Origin of the sequence: Rosenbergiella epipactidis (assembly GCF_018494055.1) — a bacterium.
GTDB lineage: Bacteria > Pseudomonadota > Gammaproteobacteria > Enterobacterales > Enterobacteriaceae > Rosenbergiella > Rosenbergiella epipactidis.
Map to the genome: position 1 here is coordinate 78,583 of NZ_JABBFQ010000011.1, position 18,034 is coordinate 96,616.

The window sequence follows — 18,034 nt, forward strand, 5'->3', positions numbered from 1 at the left end:
CAATGGAATTGTTGACGCCCGCGCTTACTAAAGTCGTTGGTCGACTGGCGGTGGCCAGTGTGCTGTTATTCGTGTGTGGAATGGTTGCGTTCTATGGCGATTCATGGGGCATAGGCCACTCCTATCCCTTACTCTCACCGTACCATCGTGCGATGGTGATTATGGCCATTTTACTGGCTGCGTTGACCTTCCTATACCGTCTGCCGCGCTATTTTTTACTCGCACTGGTCTTGATAAACCTCGTGTGGTTGCTGGGGCCGTTGGTTACGTTTGGCACACTCTCGCCGTTGGAGCCACTGCTACCCCGCGCGTTAATCTGTTCCATTATCGCGATGCTGGCAGTCGGTTATTATAGTTCGGTGCTTGCCGTAGAGACTCATGGTGCACTGCCGCAAAAAATCGCTTTTCTACGGTTTTTGCCGCATCTTGCGCCACTCCGTTACCCCGAAATCGTACAATGCATTAAACACTGGAGAAAAATCCTCCGCAAACGTAATCGTCTGATACCTTGGGGGAAACGACTTTTCTGTCAGACCGCAGCGCAAAGACAACACGCTTGCGTGATGGTCGTTGGTCCCTCACAGAGTGGTAAAACCGCTGCGTTACTCAACGCGGAACTGGTATGGGCTTTACCCTGCCAACAGCAGGAGGCGCGTCAGCCCTTTGCCGCAACCGACCATCCACAATTTTGGTTAGCAGATAATGCACTGTGGTGTGATACCCCTGGACGTTTTTTTGACCCTGAACAGTCGACTTCCGAGACGGCCGACGAGTGGCAAGCATTCGTTAATCAGCTTGCAACGTTGAAACCTGAGGCCTCCCTCGAAGCGATCGTCTTCGTTATGGACTGCCCCCGCTTATTCTCATCAACACCTCAACAGCTGACGGAATATGCGGCGCTATGCCGAACACATCTTGAAGAATTTCCCCAGTGGCGTGAGGGCAGGTTGCCTCTCTATCTTTTGGTGAGTCAACTCGATCAGTTGGTAGGGTTTCGTGAGTATTTTTATGATATCCCCATGAAGGAGCGATATCAGTTATTAGGCGAGACGTTTACGCAGGAAGAACATAAATCCTCGGCGTGTCTGGAGGTCATTAGTCAGCAGTTGGCCTCAATGGTTGAACGTATCGCACAGCAAGTACTGACTAAACAGTACCAGAGTGAAGATGTCGTAATACGTAAAGGCATCGAACGTTTCCCCGCAAACGTTGAGGCCTTAACGCGTGCGCTAGTCATTTTTATTGAGCCGTTAATCGCTTCGCGATCCGAGGTGACCACCGAGCACATACCTGGCTTGCAGGGCATTTATTTAGGGTGTGGTGATCTGTCTAGTGAGGGACAGTTTAGCCACCCACAGTCACTGGTCAGGCAGTGGTTAAAAGAAACCTCTCGCGCTGAGGCAGGGGGAACGGTGTCGCCGCCTAACGCGATTTTAGATAACTTACCGCGTTCGTTTCGGCACTTTTTTATTAAAACGCTTTTTCAGCAGCGGATTATCGATGATTACCGATTACGGCATGGGTCACAGGCTAAACAATTCACCACCCGTTTTCGTCGTGGCGTGATCCTTACGGCGATTTTGGCGGTGGGGAGCATTTCTCTTTATAGCCTCACGCAGCGTTACGATAACGATCAGCGCCTGCTTACCGAATCACGCCATGCACTTAATCGTCTTGATGAAGAATTGAGTGCTACACAGCCTCCTCTCGACCTAGCACTAACGCAGTTAAGCCAACTGGTTCCGAGTATACCGCCATATCCTGCGTTATCGAGCCCATCGGGGCTGGGAATGGCCGAGAAGTGGGCAGAGGTCAATAACAGGGTTTACCATCAGTGGTTAAAGGACCATTTGTTACCAATGGTTGAAAAGGTTACCGTCGAAGATCTGTCTGCCCAGCTAGCGAAAAGCGATCCGCAAAGGTTATTGACGATACTCAGTGTGTATTTAATGCTACACGGCGAACTGGAACGCGATAATGCCTTATTGGAAAGATGGTTTTCCTCGCATGCTGAGCTGTTGTCGGCGTTTGAACGGCAGGACAGTGCGCCTCTTTTAGTGCGTCGACTCTTTCGAGAGACAACCTGGCAAATCTCTAGGCAGTCTGCTGATCATCAGCTTATCGACGCGGCCCGTCAGCGATTATTACAACAGCCGTTACCTATCTATCTTTATCAATATATTATTCAACAGGTTAGCGATGTCTCGTTGCCGCTGGTGGCGCTACCTCAATTGATCACCTCATCGGAACCGTTACTCTTTATCTCCCAGCCAGCATCAAAACCTGCGGCAGGGCTCTACAATTTACAGGGTGTCCAATACTGGGATACCCATGTTGCTACTACTGTTTTCCCTAAAGCGCTGGCTCGTGTCGAAAAAATCTTATACGGAAAGACTCCGATACCGCGCGAATACACGCCACAGCAACGTTGGCAGCAAGTATCGCGATTATATTTGCAAGGATACCGTCAGTATTGGCAGGATTTTTTGCAGGGATTACAGCTCAACCTCTCTGTTGCTGGCCACGAGGCGAAACCGGGCCAACAGCGCCATCGTATTGAGTATCTGTTAAAGGATTTTACTCGCCAAGATTCCCAACTACGGCAGTTGTTGGTTAACGTTGCGCTGCAGACTCAGTTGGCCACAGCACTCGGCGACGCTGCCTATCCCGCCGAGATTATTGAGGAGGAAAGGCAACGTCGACGCGATAACGTCGATCACCATTTTATCGCGTTACACCGTTTTGTGGATGCGCCTGATGCGAATACTGCTTTTTCGTTAGCGCAGTTAGAAATGGCACTGACTCAGCTTTATATCACCCTCCAAGCCACGGAGATGACGACCGACAATCAGTTCAACGCTTTGCTCTCTGAACAAGCGAAGGTCTCGCAAGGGGGGAGCACGATTTTACGTCATATCGATCAGTTACCGCAGCCATTACCGCGGCTGTTTGTCCCGCTACTGTCGGTCGCTCAGCAGCAGGTCGCTCAACACACATGGACAATGAATGCCGAACAGATTAATCAGGAAATTATTCGTTATTGCCGCCAACACTTGATGGGGCGCTATCCCTTTGCTTTATCGGCCGTCGAGGCGGATCCACACACTGTGGCAGAAATGTTCTCTCCACAAGGGAAGTTAGCCCGGTATTTCAGCGAGCACTTGGCAGATAAGGTTGATACTCATCATCGACCTTGGCGTTTTATCACCGCTGATCACGCCATCTCGCCACGCCTATTAACACTGTTCGAGCAAGGAAAGCAGATCCAGCAGCAATTATTTCCACAGGCTTCGCAATCATCGGGCTTGACGTTGATGTTATCGGTACAGGATATGACCAACGGTATAACACAGCTCATTATTGATAACGATGATCAGCAGTTTCGTTATGTCCATGGGCCGATTCTCCAGCAAAAACTACGATGGCCAGCCATCCATCCCGCGGTGACTTTTCAGATACGAGCGGTCGCGGCAGAGGGACACTCGCTATGGAGTATTGAGGAGAAGGGCTATTGGGGAATTTTACGTTGGCTGGAACGCAGTCAAAAACAGTTCGAGCCCCGCAGTCGGCAAACGATCGTGACATTAGGCAAGGATGGGGCACAGGCTCGTCTTGCGGTGAACGGGCTAGAGACATCGGTGCCTCATCTTATTAGCCTTTTCCGGCGTATCGATTGCTCGCTAGCGGAGTAGTCGCGCGTCGAATCACTCATTTATCAAGGAAGAAAATGAACAGAATACTGACATTAATCAACCATGCTGAGCAGACACAGCGGCTAATGATTACTCGACTATCGGGTAGCGAAGCGCTCTCGTCATTGGGCCATTATTACGTGGAGGCTGAGACAGTGAGCCGAGATCAGGGCGATGATAATGGCGCAGAGGATATTGAACTTAAGGCATTAATTGGGCAATCGGTCAGCGTGTGTATTGCCTTAGAAGCCGAGCGACAACCCAGCTCATCGCAACAGCCTGTTCGGTGGATCAATGGCATAATCGAGAAAGCACGCTACCTAGGCCATGACGCGCAACATGCCCACTACGAACTGATGATCAGGCCTTGGATCTTCCTCTTGGGTAAAACGGTCGATTTTAAAATTTACCAGCAAAAATCGGTGGTCGATATTCTGCACGATGTGCTTAAGGAGTATGGTCGCCCCTACGAGTGTCGCTTAGCCGAGACCTATCCTACGTTGGATTATCAAGTGCAATATGGCGAGAGCGATTACGATTTTCTGCAGCGTTTAATGGAAAAGTGGGGGATTTATTGGTTTGTTGAGCATAGCGAAAAGAGCCATACCCTTATTTTCGTCGACAGTCCGCAGGCTCATCAGCCTTTTACACATGATGGTTATCGAACGCTGCCCTATTTAGCGCAATCGCCCGTTTTTCAGTCGCCTTTTATCTCTACGTTTCATTATCAAGAGGCGCTCACTACCGGCCACTGGGTCACCTCCGATTATGATTTTACCGCCTCGCGAAAAACGTTATCGGTAAGCGAACAGCAGCCAAGAAATACCTATTTTAACCGTATGGAAATTTACGACTGGCCAGGTGACTTTAGCGAAAACGAGGTCGGTGAACGGCTGGCTAAAATCCGCATTGAGTCCTTAGGCGCACAAGGCCACCGTTGCACAGGGACGGCTGAGTTACGCGGGATAACCTGCGGGGCACAATTCACCCTATCCGATTATCCGTTAGCGCACGCGAATCGCCCTTATTTCATTTTACGTACCGACCTCGAGATCGTGAATAATCGGCAAAGTTCTTCCGAGGTCAGCGGTAAGACGACCTGCCATTTTACGGTTCAGCCGCTGACTAAGCGTTACCGACATCCTCAAGTCACGCCTAAACCTCGTACCTTCGGCCCTCAAACCGCGATGGTAACCGGTCCAGCAGAAAAGGAGATATGGACCGACCAATTTGGACGCGTCAAGGTACGCTTTCAGTGGGATCGTTACGGTCAGAACAGTGAGGCCGACTCTTGTTGGCTGCGAGTCAGCCAAGCTTGGGCCGGTAATCGTTTTGGCGGTATGTATATTCCGCGAGTCGGCCATGAAGTGATTGTTGATTTTATTCAAGGCGATCCCGATCGGCCATTGATCATCGGTAGCTTATACAATGATAAATCGACTCCGCCTTGGGCCTTACCCAATAATGGCAGCCAGAGCGGGCTTGTCAGTCGCAGCGTGGGGGGCAGTGAGGCCAATTTTAACGGTATCCGTTTCGAAGACCGGTTAGGGCAGGAACAATATTGGGAACAAGCAGAACGTGATATGAATCGTTTAACGAAGCAAAACGAAGTGCATGTCATCGGCGCTTCCCAGCAGGTCGAGGTTGGGCAAAACTATCGCTCAAGCGTTGCAGGGACCAGTAATTATGTTATCGGTGCATCCTTAGGGATCTCTGTCGGAGGAGCCCATCATACGACGGTCGGGGGCCTAATGAGTATGAACGCGGGAGCGGCTATCGGGATAAATGCAGGCGGGGCTATCGGCGTAAATGCTGGGGGAGCGATCGGTATTGCCAGCGGGGGAGCCATGTCAATGGTGACGGGAGGGGCGATGGGGTTAGCCGTTGGAGGTGCGATGGGATTGAGTTCTGGTGGCGATTTAGTGATTTCAGCCAGACGCATCAGGATCATTGCCGATAGCCAAATTATCTTACAAGCGGGACAAATTGATTTTAACCCAGGTGATGCGGGCCCGCGTGGCGGCGGTGGTGGCGGTGGAGTTATCGGGCTACCGGGCATTACCCCCACTGCGGGACTGTTTGCCGGTAGAACGTTACCCATTCCGACCCCGACCATTACTAGTAGCATTATTCCCGATGTATAACCTATTAACAGGGGGTGTTTTATGTTGATGGCCAGAATGGGTGATGCCACCTCGCACGGTGGTACGGTATTGAATGGTTTGGCGACGGTTCGTTGCGCGGGGCTGCCCATCGCTTTAGCGGCGACAAGCGTCACCAGCTGTGCTCTCTTACATGTCGCGAGTCCTATAACCACCGGATCGACCGCGGTCTTTGCGACCGGTATCCCGGTCGCTCGGGTTGGGGATATCACCGGGTGTGGTGCGCAGATCGTGAGTGGGGCAGCAAATGTATTTATTAGAAATTGAGCTACTTCGACAGGAATATCTGTTTAGACAGGACAAGGGATACCCACCCGAAAATCGAGAGGGTGATTATTATCTTGAGAAACGCCGTGACAATACTCTGTTACAGCAGCTGGCAAAAGAGTGCTGGCTGTATCAAGGCTCGCCCTCTAGCGACATAGAGGCTAGCTCCCCACCGTCTAATACGAATAATGAGCGTTTATTTCAACAAGAAATTCATGACTCAGCTTTACAACTCGTGACGACATTAGTGCAACGGCCATTATCGATTAAGCAAATCTTACAACAGCTTGAGCAAGAGTTACCGGATACGGTGCCGCTCGGTAAGTGTTCGTTGGAGACCAGTATATTAAGGATAGTGGATTATCCCTCGGCTTTCGTAGCGCTAAAGGAAAAGTGTCGATAACGGTAAGGAGACATAAACATGAAAGATAGGCGTTGGGAAACCCCAGTGACCTTACAAAAACTGCTGGATGATTCTCCGCTACAGGAGGAGATTTTCTCACTCGATGCATCAATGGTTAAGCGGTTTATCACCGAAGATTTGAGTCAGCTATTAAACAGTCAACCTACCGAGATCGCTTCTCATCTTAACGGCGGATCATTGATCGATAACTCTGTCCTTAATTATGGCTTAGGGATCGTCATCGGCGACGCGATCACCTCGCAGCACTACCATAAAGTAGAGGGAGCGATTAAGCGTGCCATTACGCGATTTGAACCTCGTATTGATCCCCATACATTAATCGTGACAGTGCTACCAATAACGACACGGACTCAGTCGATCTCTCAACTGAGTTTAACTATTACGGCTGAAATACGCTTTTATCCGCAAAATTTAGCCTTAACCTTAGCGGGAACTTACGATACCGCTACTGCGAGGACATGGTTTGAATAACCAACATAATAGCTTATATGTATAAGATTATTGTATTTAAAGAAAACAACAATAAATAAATCCTATTTTCTTAGAGCTTTAGTTCCCCTATTCTGACGAACGAAGCGTAAATACTGTTTTTTGGGAAACACTATAATTTTATTCAAGCTACCATTTTTACGGATAAATAATGGATGTATTGATTATCAGGGTGGTAGGCGGCGATGCTTACTTTAAGCTGGGGATTATGTCCTTGGTAATTAGCCAATGGGAAAATGGGAACAAAAAAGTAAAAATTGTTCCCGACGATGCGACAACCTTTCATCTTAGTTTCGATTTTTATGAAGAGGTTGTTGTGGTCCACGCGACTGACTTAATAGGAGTACCACATTTAGCCGAATCAAAAAAAGGCTGTTGGGGAAATATCTATATTCCCTTTAACTGCCGGCGTGCGACATTGGCGCAGATAGAAAGAAAAATTTCGAAAATATTGGCAATTTCAAGCTGGAAAGTACCCAAAACTTTCGATTTGGCCCACCTTATCGCTCACAACGATTTCAAACGCTATCAGCAACTCTCGCCCGCTGAGTTTATGATTATGACCTTGATTGGCCAAGGGATTGATTGTCATTTCATTTCTAGAACGATGAATCGTTCAATAAAAACGGTTCGTACCCATTATCGCAGTGCTAGCCGAAAACTGGGTTTTGATAACCAAGCGGATTTTTTTAGATTTGCTAAATATGTTGCCAACAACAGTCAAGGTGCGATTAACACACTCTGCTTATAAAATAAGGAAGTTAGGATGAATACAGGAAGTTCATCGAATATTAAGGGTAGCGGTTTCACTAAAAAACATCTTTTATGTTGCGCGCTGTTTTTAGTGCCAATAGAAGGGGGAGCTGAAACACTTGAAAACCTAGTCCTCGATAAATCGGGTTATTGGAAAGATATCACTATAAATAACGTTTCTACTCCTAATGGCGGTTTATTAATTAAGGATGGTGCAACGGTCAATCTTATTAATGGCGATATAACAGTGGCGCTCATTAGTGGAATCGGAGTCAAAACCGATGTGGGGAAATTTACTGCTGAATATTTGAAGATAAACGTTAAAGACAGCCAAGGCAGGGCAGTAGGGGTAAGTATAGGTCCAACTAGTCAAGTTAACCTCAGCGAGATGACGCTAGTCAACCACGGCAAAGGTGAGGGAATTGTTTTTAACACTGAAGCGAATACTGAATCTGGATTAAACCTCTCTCGAAGCGCGATCGAAACCACTAACGGTGCAGGAATTCGTTCGATGTTTGGCGTGTTAACACTTAACGACGTTAAGATTCTAGCGCGCGGTAATTTCGGTCATGCCATTGATATGAATACTGGCACAAAAGATCTGACTATCCGTGAGGGAAAATTTATTACCGAAGGGGATGAAAGTTACGGAATTTGGATGATTCACGATGGCGGTAAAATGTTTGCGGATGGCGTGGAGTTTTATACGTATGGACTGCGATCACATGGACTGGTTTTACAGCAATCCATGGCCAATGTTCCTCTTAGTGAGGCTATTCTTAGTCTTACTTCCTTCGCGACATTCGGTGATAGAGCCTATGGTATTTACACGGAAGGTAACCTCTTCGGAGATCGTTTAAGTTTCAATACTCATGGCAAGAGAAGTCATGGTATCGCGGCGGTTGGGGAAGGAACCGCTGAGGTGACTAATTCAACGGTGGTGACTTACAATGAAGACTCTTATGGCGTGGCGCTCATTAACGGTGCAAAGGTAACGGCGGATCAACTTCATATTTTTACAGAAGGTAAATACTCCCATGGTGTTTATAATGACCGTGGGGCGATAAAACTTGAGAATAGTATGATTCACGCTAGCGGCGAAAACGCTGCTGGGGTGATGATGAGCGGCGATAAGTCTACCAATCATTTCTCTTATCCAGAACTTAGCCAGCTAAACCCTGCCGTAGTCCTTAATAACACGAAGCTAAATGGTAACTCAGGTGACAGTGGCAACGCCATTGTAAGTATTAATGGTGCCTCATCGGTGAGATTATCTAATAGCCAAATTGATTATAAAAATGGCCAAGCCTTTGCGGCCCTCACCACAATAGACGAAAAACAAAATCGCTTCTCGTCTGCACTCTATATCGATGCAACTGATAGCATCATTTCAGGTAATATTCTCGCAACAGATAACAACAAAATATTCGCCGATCTTAAGGGAGAACATGGGGTATTCACTGGCCAAGTATTCAATGTTGAGTCACTGAACTTACAAAAAGGTCTCTGGAATATTACTGGGAGTAGCCAATTAAAATCCCTCAATAATGACGGCAACATTATTTTTGCACCAGATAACACTGACCATCAGCTGATTATCGATGGCGATTATAGCGGCAACGGATCAATAACCCTGTCAGCAAAGCTTTCCGGAGATAACTCACCAACGAATAAGGTAATTATTAAGGGAGATGTTTTGTCGGGTAGCTCTACGGCGGTGAGTGTCAATAATCTAGGGGGGCTAGGAGCCGAAACCATAAGGGGAATTGAGCTTATTTCTGTAGGGGGAACCTCCTATGGTAATTTCACACAGCGGGGAAGAATCGTTGCTGGGGCTTACGAATACAATTTAATCAAACAGGCGGAGAGCTGGTTTTTACGTACCGAACTACCAAAGCCTGAGCCGGAACCCACTCCAGACCCGACTCCTACGCCGGACCCAACCCCTACGCCGGACCCAACCCCTACGCCGGACCCAACCCCAACGCCAGACCCAACCCCAACGCCGGACCCAACCCCAACGCCAGACCCGCTACCCACGCCGGATCCGACGCCAACCCCTCGTCCTGTACCGACCTACCGAGTCGAGGCAGGGAGTTACCTGGCCAACTTTATTGCGGGCAATACACTATTTAACACTTCTTTGTTTGAACGAGAGTCCGATCCCTTCGAACATGAACAATCACTCTTCGGACAGAACACGTCGAACTTATGGCTGCGTCAAGTGGGAGGGCGTAGTAGTTGGTCTGATAGTAGCGGTCAGCTCACGACAAAATCTAATCGCTATGTCGCGCAATTAGGAGGGGCCTTACTGCATATTGAAACGCCGGCAGGGGGACGCTGGAGCACGGGAGTGATGGCAGGTTACGGTCACCACAATAATTCGACGGCTTCAAATCGTGTGGCTTATCGCGCAAAAGGTAACGTAAACGGTTACAGTACGGGCTTGTACTCCACTTGGATAAATGAGGACTCGGGAAAAGGCGGTTATATTGATAGCTGGTTACTTTACAACTGGTTTAACAACTCGGTTAAAGGAGAGCAATTGCGTCCGCAATATTACCGTTCTAAAGGTCTTACGGGTAGCGTTGAGGCGGGCTATATTTCTGAGGTGTTGAGATTCAAGGGTAGCCTAGGCTCGGAATACCGCTGGTACTTTATGCCCTCAGCACAGTTCATCTATCAAGGGGTTAAGCATCATGATGTTATTGAAGAGAATAACACTCGTGTGAGTAATGTGGGTAAACACAACATTCAAAGTAAATTAGGAATAAGAAGTTGGTTACGAGGTCGTCATCAAATTGACCAACAGACTGAACGTTATTTTCAACCTTTCGCTGAAGTTAACTGGTTACACAATTTAAAACGCCAAGGTGTTCGAATGGATAACACTAAAGTCGAGCTTGCGGGTGCAGAAAATATGGCTGAAATAAAACTTGGGCTAGACGCTAAACTTACCTCACAAGGCAGTATTTGGGTGAATACAGCGATACAAATTGGTAACCACGGCTATAACGATAATCGTCTAACTTTAGGCGGTAAATGGCACTTTTAAAATAATGTCATGCTGCGATGCGAAGGCGGCGATGGACTGCATGGGAAATATTCAGTTAGTGCAGAAAATTTCCGCCTTTTATATTATGCTAAGACATCAATAATCCTGCTTTCTTATTAGTAGAAAGTCGATGTACTAGCTAGTGGAGCTCGCATGCGATTTAATTATCTTATCGTACCAATCATCACTCTTCTCTGTTCTTGCAGTAGCCACTCGCACCGTACGGACAATCAGACTGCTCCACAAGGTGGTTTTTTATTAAAGCCTGCCACTTTGGCCCAAGGTGACTTAACCGGTGATTTTGCCGGGAATCCGCGCGCAGAACAATTTATCGATATGATGGTTGAAAAGCATAATTTTAATCGTCAGCAGCTCGTCGCCTGGCTGAGCCAAACGCGTCGCTTAGATTACGTATTGAGACTGATGGATCGTCAAGCACCAAACTATACCCCTGCACCTGGTCCCAACGGCGCTTGGATCCGTTATCGAAATAAATTTATTACCGACTCGAACGTACAGAATGGTGTTGTTTTTTGGAATCAATATCGTGATGCGCTTTCTCGAGCCGAAGTACAGTATGGCGTTCCGGCAGAGATTATCGTTGGCATTATCGGGGTCGAAACGCGCTGGGGTCGGGTAATGGGTAAAACCCGTATTATTGATGGCCTCGCAACGCTGGCCTTTGATTATCCTCGCCGAGCAACCTATTTTAGTAGTGAATTGGAAACGTTCTTGCTTATGTCGCAACACGAGCAAGATAATCCCTTAACGCTGCGAGGATCCTTTGCTGGAGCGATGGGCTACGGCCAATTTATGCCATCGGCCTATAAACAGTTTGCGGTAGATTTTAACGGTGATGGCCATGTAAACCTTTGGGACCCGGTTGATGCCATTGGCAGTGTTGCGTATTATTTCCAACAAAGCGGCTGGAAAACAGGGCAACCTGTGGCAATTGTTGGCTCCGGACAAGCCCCTGGCTTAGAAAACGGTTACTCAACGCGTTATACGGTTAACCAATTAAAAAAAAGTGGATTGACGCCTCAGCAACCGCTTTCTGGTTCACAGAAAGTCAGCCTGTTGCGTTTAGATATGGGGAACAGTTATCAATACTGGTTTGGCTTACCCAACTTCTACGCAATAACACGCTACAATCACAGTACACAGTATGCGATGGCTGTCTGGCAACTAGGTGAGTCAGTACGCGCTTCTCGGCAAAATAACCTGTAACAGGGTTTAATAATAGCGTGTCGGAGCGTAATTTATCTGACCGGCATGCTAACACTTCTCCGAAAGCGTTAAACTACCACTCAGCCCATTAGATGGAGAGAATGATATGAGTGACAGACTAGCCCAATTAAGCCAATTACTCGGGCAGCATCTTACGCAATCTCAAGCAACCCTCACCACTGCGGAATCCTGTACAGGGGGAGGCATTGCTAAAGCGCTGACTGACATTAGCGGTTGTTCCGCATATTTTGACGGGGGATTCGTCACCTATAGTGAGCAGAGTAAACAGCGCTTCTTAGGGGTGTTACCAGAGACTTTACACCAGTTTGGTGTGGTGAGTGAAAATGTGGCGCAAGAGATGGCCGAAGGCGCTTGTCACGCGTTTTCAGCCAATTACGCCATATCAGTCACCGGCTACGCTGGGCCGGGTGGCGGAACCGAGGATATGCCAGTCGGTACAGTCTGTTTTGGCTTTGCCTCACCAGGGCACACCACGACCCATACCTGTCACTTTTCCGGTAACCGAGAGGCTATTCGCCAGCAATCAGTGGTCTTTGCCTTAACCACCGCACTCGAGACATTTTTCAAAATTAAGCTTGATACTGTATGACTATACAGTATAATTAACCGCGTAAATGCATAAGCATAAAATCCCCTTGCTGGCGAAACCAGTACGATTAGGAGTTGAAATGGCTATCGATGAAAACAAACAAAAAGCACTTGCCGCTGCGTTAGGACAAATTGAGAAGCAGTTTGGTAAAGGCTCTATCATGCGTCTAGGTGAAGACCGGACGATGGATGTTGAAACCATTTCAACGGGATCATTATCCTTAGACATCGCATTGGGGGCCGGTGGTCTACCAATGGGACGTATCGTTGAAATTTATGGACCGGAATCGTCAGGTAAAACAACGCTGACTTTACAAGTTATCGCCGCTGCGCAACGTAAAGGTAAAACCTGTGCCTTTATCGATGCTGAACATGCGTTGGACCCGGTCTATGCTAAAAAGCTTGGTGTTGATATCGATAATCTGCTGTGTTCTCAGCCCGATACCGGTGAGCAAGCGCTAGAAATTTGTGATGCGCTAGCACGTTCTGGTGCAGTCGATGTCATTATTGTCGACTCCGTTGCGGCACTGACACCAAAAGCTGAAATTGAAGGCGAGATTGGTGATTCGCATATGGGCCTTGCGGCACGTATGATGAGCCAAGCGATGCGTAAGTTAGCGGGTAACTTAAAACAATCGAATACACTTCTTATTTTCATCAACCAAATTCGGATGAAAATCGGTGTGATGTTTGGTAACCCTGAAACGACAACTGGTGGTAACGCATTAAAGTTCTACGCCTCAGTCCGTCTTGATATCCGCCGTATTGGTGCGATCAAAGAGGGGGAAAATGTGGTGGGAAGCGAGACCCGTGTCAAAGTGGTGAAAAACAAAATTGCAGCACCTTTCCGTCAAGCAGAATTCCAAATTATGTATGGCGAAGGGATCAACTTCTACGGTGAGTTGGTCGATTTAGGGGTGAAGCATAAGTTTATTGAAAAAGCGGGTGCTTGGTATAGCTATCAAGGCGATAAGATTGGTCAAGGTAAGGCCAATGCCGGTAATTACCTGCGTGAGAATCCGCAAATTGCTACAGAAATTGAGCAAAAACTGCGTGAAACCTTGCTAAATAACCCAAGTCACGAAGGTGAAGCCTCACCAGAGCATGAGATGTCTGGCGAGAATGACGAGCAAGATGAATTTTAATATTGTATCGTGATGTGAGTAACGGGAGTCTGCTTATGCGGCTCCCGTTTTTCGTTATGGGTACTCAATGAAGAGGACAACAAATGGAGACTCCCGTCCAGCGCAAAGAGGTTACGTACGCACAGTTATTACAACGCGCAGTATGGATACTTGGACAACGTGACCATGGAACAGAAGAGTTACGGGAAAAGCTGCGTTTAGCGGTTGCAAGGAAGTCGTTACGTGAAACCACTACGCAGTTTTGGGTTGCTGAAGAGACTTTAGAAAGCGTTATGCAGTGGTGCGTGGAGCAGGGCTACTTAAATGATGAGCGCTTTTGCCAACAATTTATCCAACAACGTAGCCGCAGAGGCTATGGCCCCCAGCGAATTAGCCAAGATTTGCAACGCAAACAGATCCCGTCATCGATAGCCCAAGACGCGTTACGCCATACTGACGTGGATTGGCAGCAGTGCGCGCAAGAGGTTGCAGAGAAAAAAGCCGGGCGACATTGGCCCACGAGTTATCCGGAAAAAGCGAAGTTACAACGTTATCTTTACAGCAGAGGCTTTCAAAGCGAAGATATCCGTGCTGTTTTTGAAAATATTTCCTCGTGAATAAGATTGAGATTTTACTTCGCAGTGAAGAAAACTTATCTTATTGAGACTTTTAGTTCCCTATCATAAGTCGACTGTGAGCATTCCAGTGACCTAGATGTAACGGAACGTCTGTTAAGCATGATACCAGGACATTTATGAGCAAGAGTACTGCAGAGATTCGTCAGACGTTTCTCGATTTTTTCCAAAGCAAAGGCCACCAAATTGTTGCTAGCAGCTCGCTAGTGCCAAACAATGACCCAACGTTACTCTTTACTAACGCAGGGATGAATCAGTTCAAGGATGTGTTCCTCGGTCAAGATAAACGTGATTATTCACGTGCGACCACCTCACAGCGTTGTGTCCGTGCAGGCGGAAAACATAATGACCTCGAAAACGTTGGTTATACCGCACGCCACCACACCTTCTTTGAAATGCTCGGTAACTTCAGTTTCGGTGACTATTTCAAACGTGAAGCCATTTCATTTGCCTGGGAACTTCTGACCAGTGCGCAATGGTTTAATTTACCCAAAGAGCGCTTGTGGGTAACCGTTTACGAGACCGACGACGAAGCCTGGAATATCTGGGAAAAAGAGATTGGTGTTCCCGCTGAACGCATTATTCGTATTGGCGATAATAAAGGCAGTGCCTATGCCTCTGACAACTTCTGGCAGATGGGTGATACCGGGCCGTGTGGCCCTTGTAGCGAAATATTCTACGATCATGGCGACCATATCTGGGGCGGACCTCCAGGTTCTGCTGAAGAAGACGGTGACCGCTATATCGAAATCTGGAATATCGTCTTCATGCAGTTTAACCGCCAAGCTGACGGCACAATGCTTCCGCTGCCAAAACCGTCCGTTGATACGGGGATGGGCTTAGAACGTATTTCTGCGGTGCTACAACACGTCAACTCGAACTACGATATTGATTTATTCCAAAAACTCATTGCTTCCGTGGCACAGGTGACTGGAACACAAGACTTAACGAATAAATCGTTACGCGTTATCGCTGACCATATCCGTTCTTGTGCCTTCTTAATCGCTGACGGTGTCGTGCCTTCTAATGAGAACCGCGGTTATGTCCTTCGTCGGATTATTCGTCGCGCAGTTCGCCACGGCAACATGTTAGGTGCGCAACAGAGTTTCTTCTATAAATTAGTGCAGCCGCTCATCGATGTGATGGGAAGCGCGGGCGATGAACTACGCCAACAACAGCAACATGTTGAGAGCGTATTAAAAGCTGAAGAAGAACAGTTCGCCAAAACTTTAGAACGTGGTCTAGCACTGCTCGATGAAGAGCTTGCTGCACTGCAAGGCGATACCCTTCAGGGTGAGATCGTCTTCCGCCTTTACGACACCTTCGGTTTCCCTGCTGACTTAACGGCAGATGTTTGCCGTGAGCGCGATTTAAAAATTGATGAAGCGGGCTTCGAAGCCGCAATGGAAGCCCAGCGCCAACGCGCACGTCAAGCGAGTGGCTTCAGTGCCGATTACAATGCGCAAATTCGTGTTGAGAAAGAGGGCGAATTTAAGGGGTATGACCAGCTGTCGTTCCCAGCAACCGTTAGCGAAATTTTTGTCGACGGACAATCTGTACCAACATTGCTACCTGGGCAATCAGCGGTGGTGATACTCGACAAAACGCCATTCTATGGCGAGTCAGGTGGACAGGTTGGTGATACCGGTATTATCTCGACAGAGCAGGGTGAGTTTACCGTTGAAGATACCCAAAAATACGGTAAGAGCCCAGGCCATTTAGGGCGTCTCACCACGGGTGAGCTGCAAGTCGGACAACAGGTCAATGCTCAAGTCGATGAGGCTAGACGGGCCAAGATCCGCTTAAACCACTCAGCAACACACTTATTGCATGCCGCCTTGCGCCAAGTGCTTGGGGACCATGTTGCGCAGAAAGGCTCATTGGTTAACGATAAATACCTGCGTTTCGATTTCTCCCATAACGAAGCAATGAGCGAGCAGCAACTCCGTCGCGTTACAGAGATTGTTAACCAACAAATCCGCCTTAACCTGCCTGTCACCACTGAGATCATGGATATCGAAGATGCCAAGCAAAAAGGTGCCATGGCCCTATTTGGTGAGAAATACGACCAGCAGGTACGGGTATTGACCATGGGCGACTTCTCGGTCGAACTCTGCGGAGGCACTCACGCGCAGCGTACGGGCGATATTGGATTATTTGTGCTGGATTCAGAGTCGGGGACAGCGGCAGGGGTACGTCGTATCGAAGCCTTCACCGGTCAGCGCGCGCTGGATACCGTATTTGCGGCACAGGATCAACTGACGCAAATAGCACAACTGATCAAAGCAAATAGCACTAATCTTAATGACAAGGTGAAAGCGCTAGCCGAACATACTCGTGTGCTTGAAAAACAGGTTCAGCAGCTTAAAGACCAGCAGGCGGCACAGAAAAGTGCTTCTTTGGCTGATCAGGTGAGCGAGATTAATGGCGTAAAAGTGCTGGTCAGTGAGTTACCTTCTCTCGATCCCAAGCTGCTTCGCACCATGGTCGATGATCTGAAAAATCAATTAGGTTCAGCAATTATTGTATTAGGTACAACAAGCGAAGATAAAGTTTCACTTATTGTTGGGGTCACGAAAGACCTCACTGATCGCGTTAAAGCAGGTGAACTTATTGGGCTTATCGCACCGAAAGTCGGTGGCAAAGGGGGCGGTCGACCGGATATGGCGCAAGCAGGTGGTAATTTGCCAGACGCGCTAACCGCAACGCTTGCAGAAGTGCCTGAGATTATTTCTAATAAATTACAATAAGTTAAGTTTATTTCCTTAATGGCCCAACAAACCCGGTTGGGCTTATTATAAAATCATTTAATGAATCTCTTGATAAAGTCAGGTAAGAACTCTGTATTTCGGCTAAACTATTATCAAGCATGAGTTATTACGGATTGAGTGAATTTTATTAATAAAATACGGTCCTAATTACTTAGCGTTAACGATGGATGTGCCGGGTTGCGCAGAGACCCGACTCTTTTAATCTTTCAAGGAGCAAAGAATGCTTATTCTAACTCGTCGAGTTGGTGAAACCCTCATGATCGGTGATGAGGTTACAGTGACGGTACTCGGTGTCAAAGGGAACCAAGTAAGAATTGGTGTTAATGCACCTAAAGAGGTTTCGGTGCACCGTGAAGAGATTTACCAACGCATCCAAGCTGAAAAAACTCAGGATTCTGAGTATTAATTTATCTGCACTTACCAGGGGCAGGTTACTGAGCGGCTGTGAAACATAATTATGTTTGCAGCCGTTTTTTTTTGCTTTAGAAAAGCAAAACGCCGAGTAAATGTGCTAATTGCTGCGGTTTTGTGCAAACAAACAATCTTCTCGAAAAAGTGTTTGACTTATAAGTCGGGGAAAGTAATATGTGCGCCAACGCAGCAACGAACGGCAACGTAAGTTTCCCTCTGTGCTAAGTTAAGAAGTAAATTGGTGAGGTGGCCGAGAGGCTGAAGGCGCTCCCCTGCTAAGGGAGTATGCGGTCAAAAGCTGCATCGAGGGTTCGAATCCCTCCCTCACCGCCATTTACGCATCCGTAGCTCAGCTGGATAGAGTACTCGGCTACGAACCGAGCGGTCGGAGGTTCGAATCCTCCCGGATGCACCA

13 protein-coding genes and 2 tRNA genes are annotated in these 18,034 nt (G+C 47.7%); all 15 read left to right on the forward strand.

Going from position 1 to position 18,034, the window contains the following annotated elements; genetic code table 11:
* Positions 1-2: 2 nt before the first annotated feature.
* The 15 genes from tssM (at position 3) to HGT71_RS14930 (ending at position 18,034) form a co-directional block, all read left to right on the forward strand.
* Complete coding sequence (gene tssM / locus HGT71_RS14860; protein ID WP_214218471.1) at positions 3-3,692, forward strand: type VI secretion system membrane subunit TssM; 3,690 nt, start codon at positions 3-5, stop codon at positions 3,690-3,692.
* 35 nt (positions 3,693-3,727) lie between these two features.
* Entirely contained in the window at positions 3,728-5,836 is a 2,109-nt protein-coding gene (locus tag HGT71_RS14865) for a type VI secretion system Vgr family protein (RefSeq protein WP_214218475.1), read from the forward strand.
* A 21-nt stretch (positions 5,837-5,857) separates the two neighbouring features.
* On the forward strand, positions 5,858-6,121 hold the full coding sequence (locus HGT71_RS14870; RefSeq protein WP_214218477.1) for a PAAR domain-containing protein: 264 nt from the start codon (positions 5,858-5,860) through the stop codon (positions 6,119-6,121).
* On the forward strand, positions 6,102-6,524 hold the full coding sequence (locus tag HGT71_RS14875; RefSeq protein ID WP_214218478.1) for a hypothetical protein: 423 nt from the start codon (positions 6,102-6,104) through the stop codon (positions 6,522-6,524). The genes HGT71_RS14870 and HGT71_RS14875 overlap by 20 nt, the downstream gene beginning before the upstream one ends.
* Positions 6,525-6,542: 18 nt before the next feature.
* Positions 6,543-7,016 carry a GPW/gp25 family protein gene (locus HGT71_RS14880; protein WP_214218479.1) on the forward strand — a complete coding sequence of 158 codons (474 nt, stop codon included), beginning with the start codon at positions 6,543-6,545 and terminating at the stop codon, positions 7,014-7,016.
* Between the two features lie 169 nt (positions 7,017-7,185).
* Positions 7,186-7,785 (forward strand): helix-turn-helix transcriptional regulator, encoded by a 600-nt coding sequence (locus HGT71_RS14885; protein ID WP_214218481.1) that lies wholly within the window; start codon positions 7,186-7,188, stop codon positions 7,783-7,785.
* A gap of 15 nt (positions 7,786-7,800) precedes the next feature.
* Positions 7,801-10,842, forward strand: a complete 3,042-nt coding sequence (locus tag HGT71_RS14890; protein WP_214218482.1) for an autotransporter outer membrane beta-barrel domain-containing protein — start codon at positions 7,801-7,803, stop codon at positions 10,840-10,842.
* A 153-nt stretch (positions 10,843-10,995) separates the two neighbouring features.
* Complete coding sequence (mltB, locus tag HGT71_RS14895) at positions 10,996-12,069, forward strand: lytic murein transglycosylase B (RefSeq protein WP_214218483.1); 1,074 nt, start codon at positions 10,996-10,998, stop codon at positions 12,067-12,069.
* A gap of 106 nt (positions 12,070-12,175) precedes the next feature.
* Positions 12,176-12,679 carry a CinA family protein gene (locus HGT71_RS14900; protein ID WP_214218484.1) on the forward strand — a complete coding sequence of 168 codons (504 nt, stop codon included), beginning with the start codon at positions 12,176-12,178 and terminating at the stop codon, positions 12,677-12,679.
* A gap of 79 nt (positions 12,680-12,758) precedes the next feature.
* Positions 12,759-13,823: a recombinase RecA gene (gene recA / locus HGT71_RS14905; RefSeq protein WP_048912542.1), complete on the forward strand. Its 1,065-nt coding sequence runs from the start codon at positions 12,759-12,761 to the stop codon at positions 13,821-13,823.
* Between the two features lie 83 nt (positions 13,824-13,906).
* Positions 13,907-14,419, forward strand: a complete 513-nt coding sequence (locus HGT71_RS14910; protein WP_214218485.1) for a regulatory protein RecX — start codon at positions 13,907-13,909, stop codon at positions 14,417-14,419.
* Positions 14,420-14,556: 137 nt separating this feature from the next.
* Positions 14,557-17,187: an alanine--tRNA ligase gene (gene alaS, locus HGT71_RS14915; protein ID WP_214218486.1), complete on the forward strand. Its 2,631-nt coding sequence runs from the start codon at positions 14,557-14,559 to the stop codon at positions 17,185-17,187.
* 241 nt (positions 17,188-17,428) lie between these two features.
* Complete coding sequence (gene csrA, locus HGT71_RS14920; RefSeq protein WP_062812383.1) at positions 17,429-17,614, forward strand: carbon storage regulator CsrA; 186 nt, start codon at positions 17,429-17,431, stop codon at positions 17,612-17,614.
* Positions 17,615-17,859: 245 nt separating this feature from the next.
* Positions 17,860-17,952 (forward strand) — tRNA-Ser (locus tag HGT71_RS14925).
* Between the two features lie 5 nt (positions 17,953-17,957).
* Positions 17,958-18,034 (forward strand) — tRNA-Arg (locus HGT71_RS14930).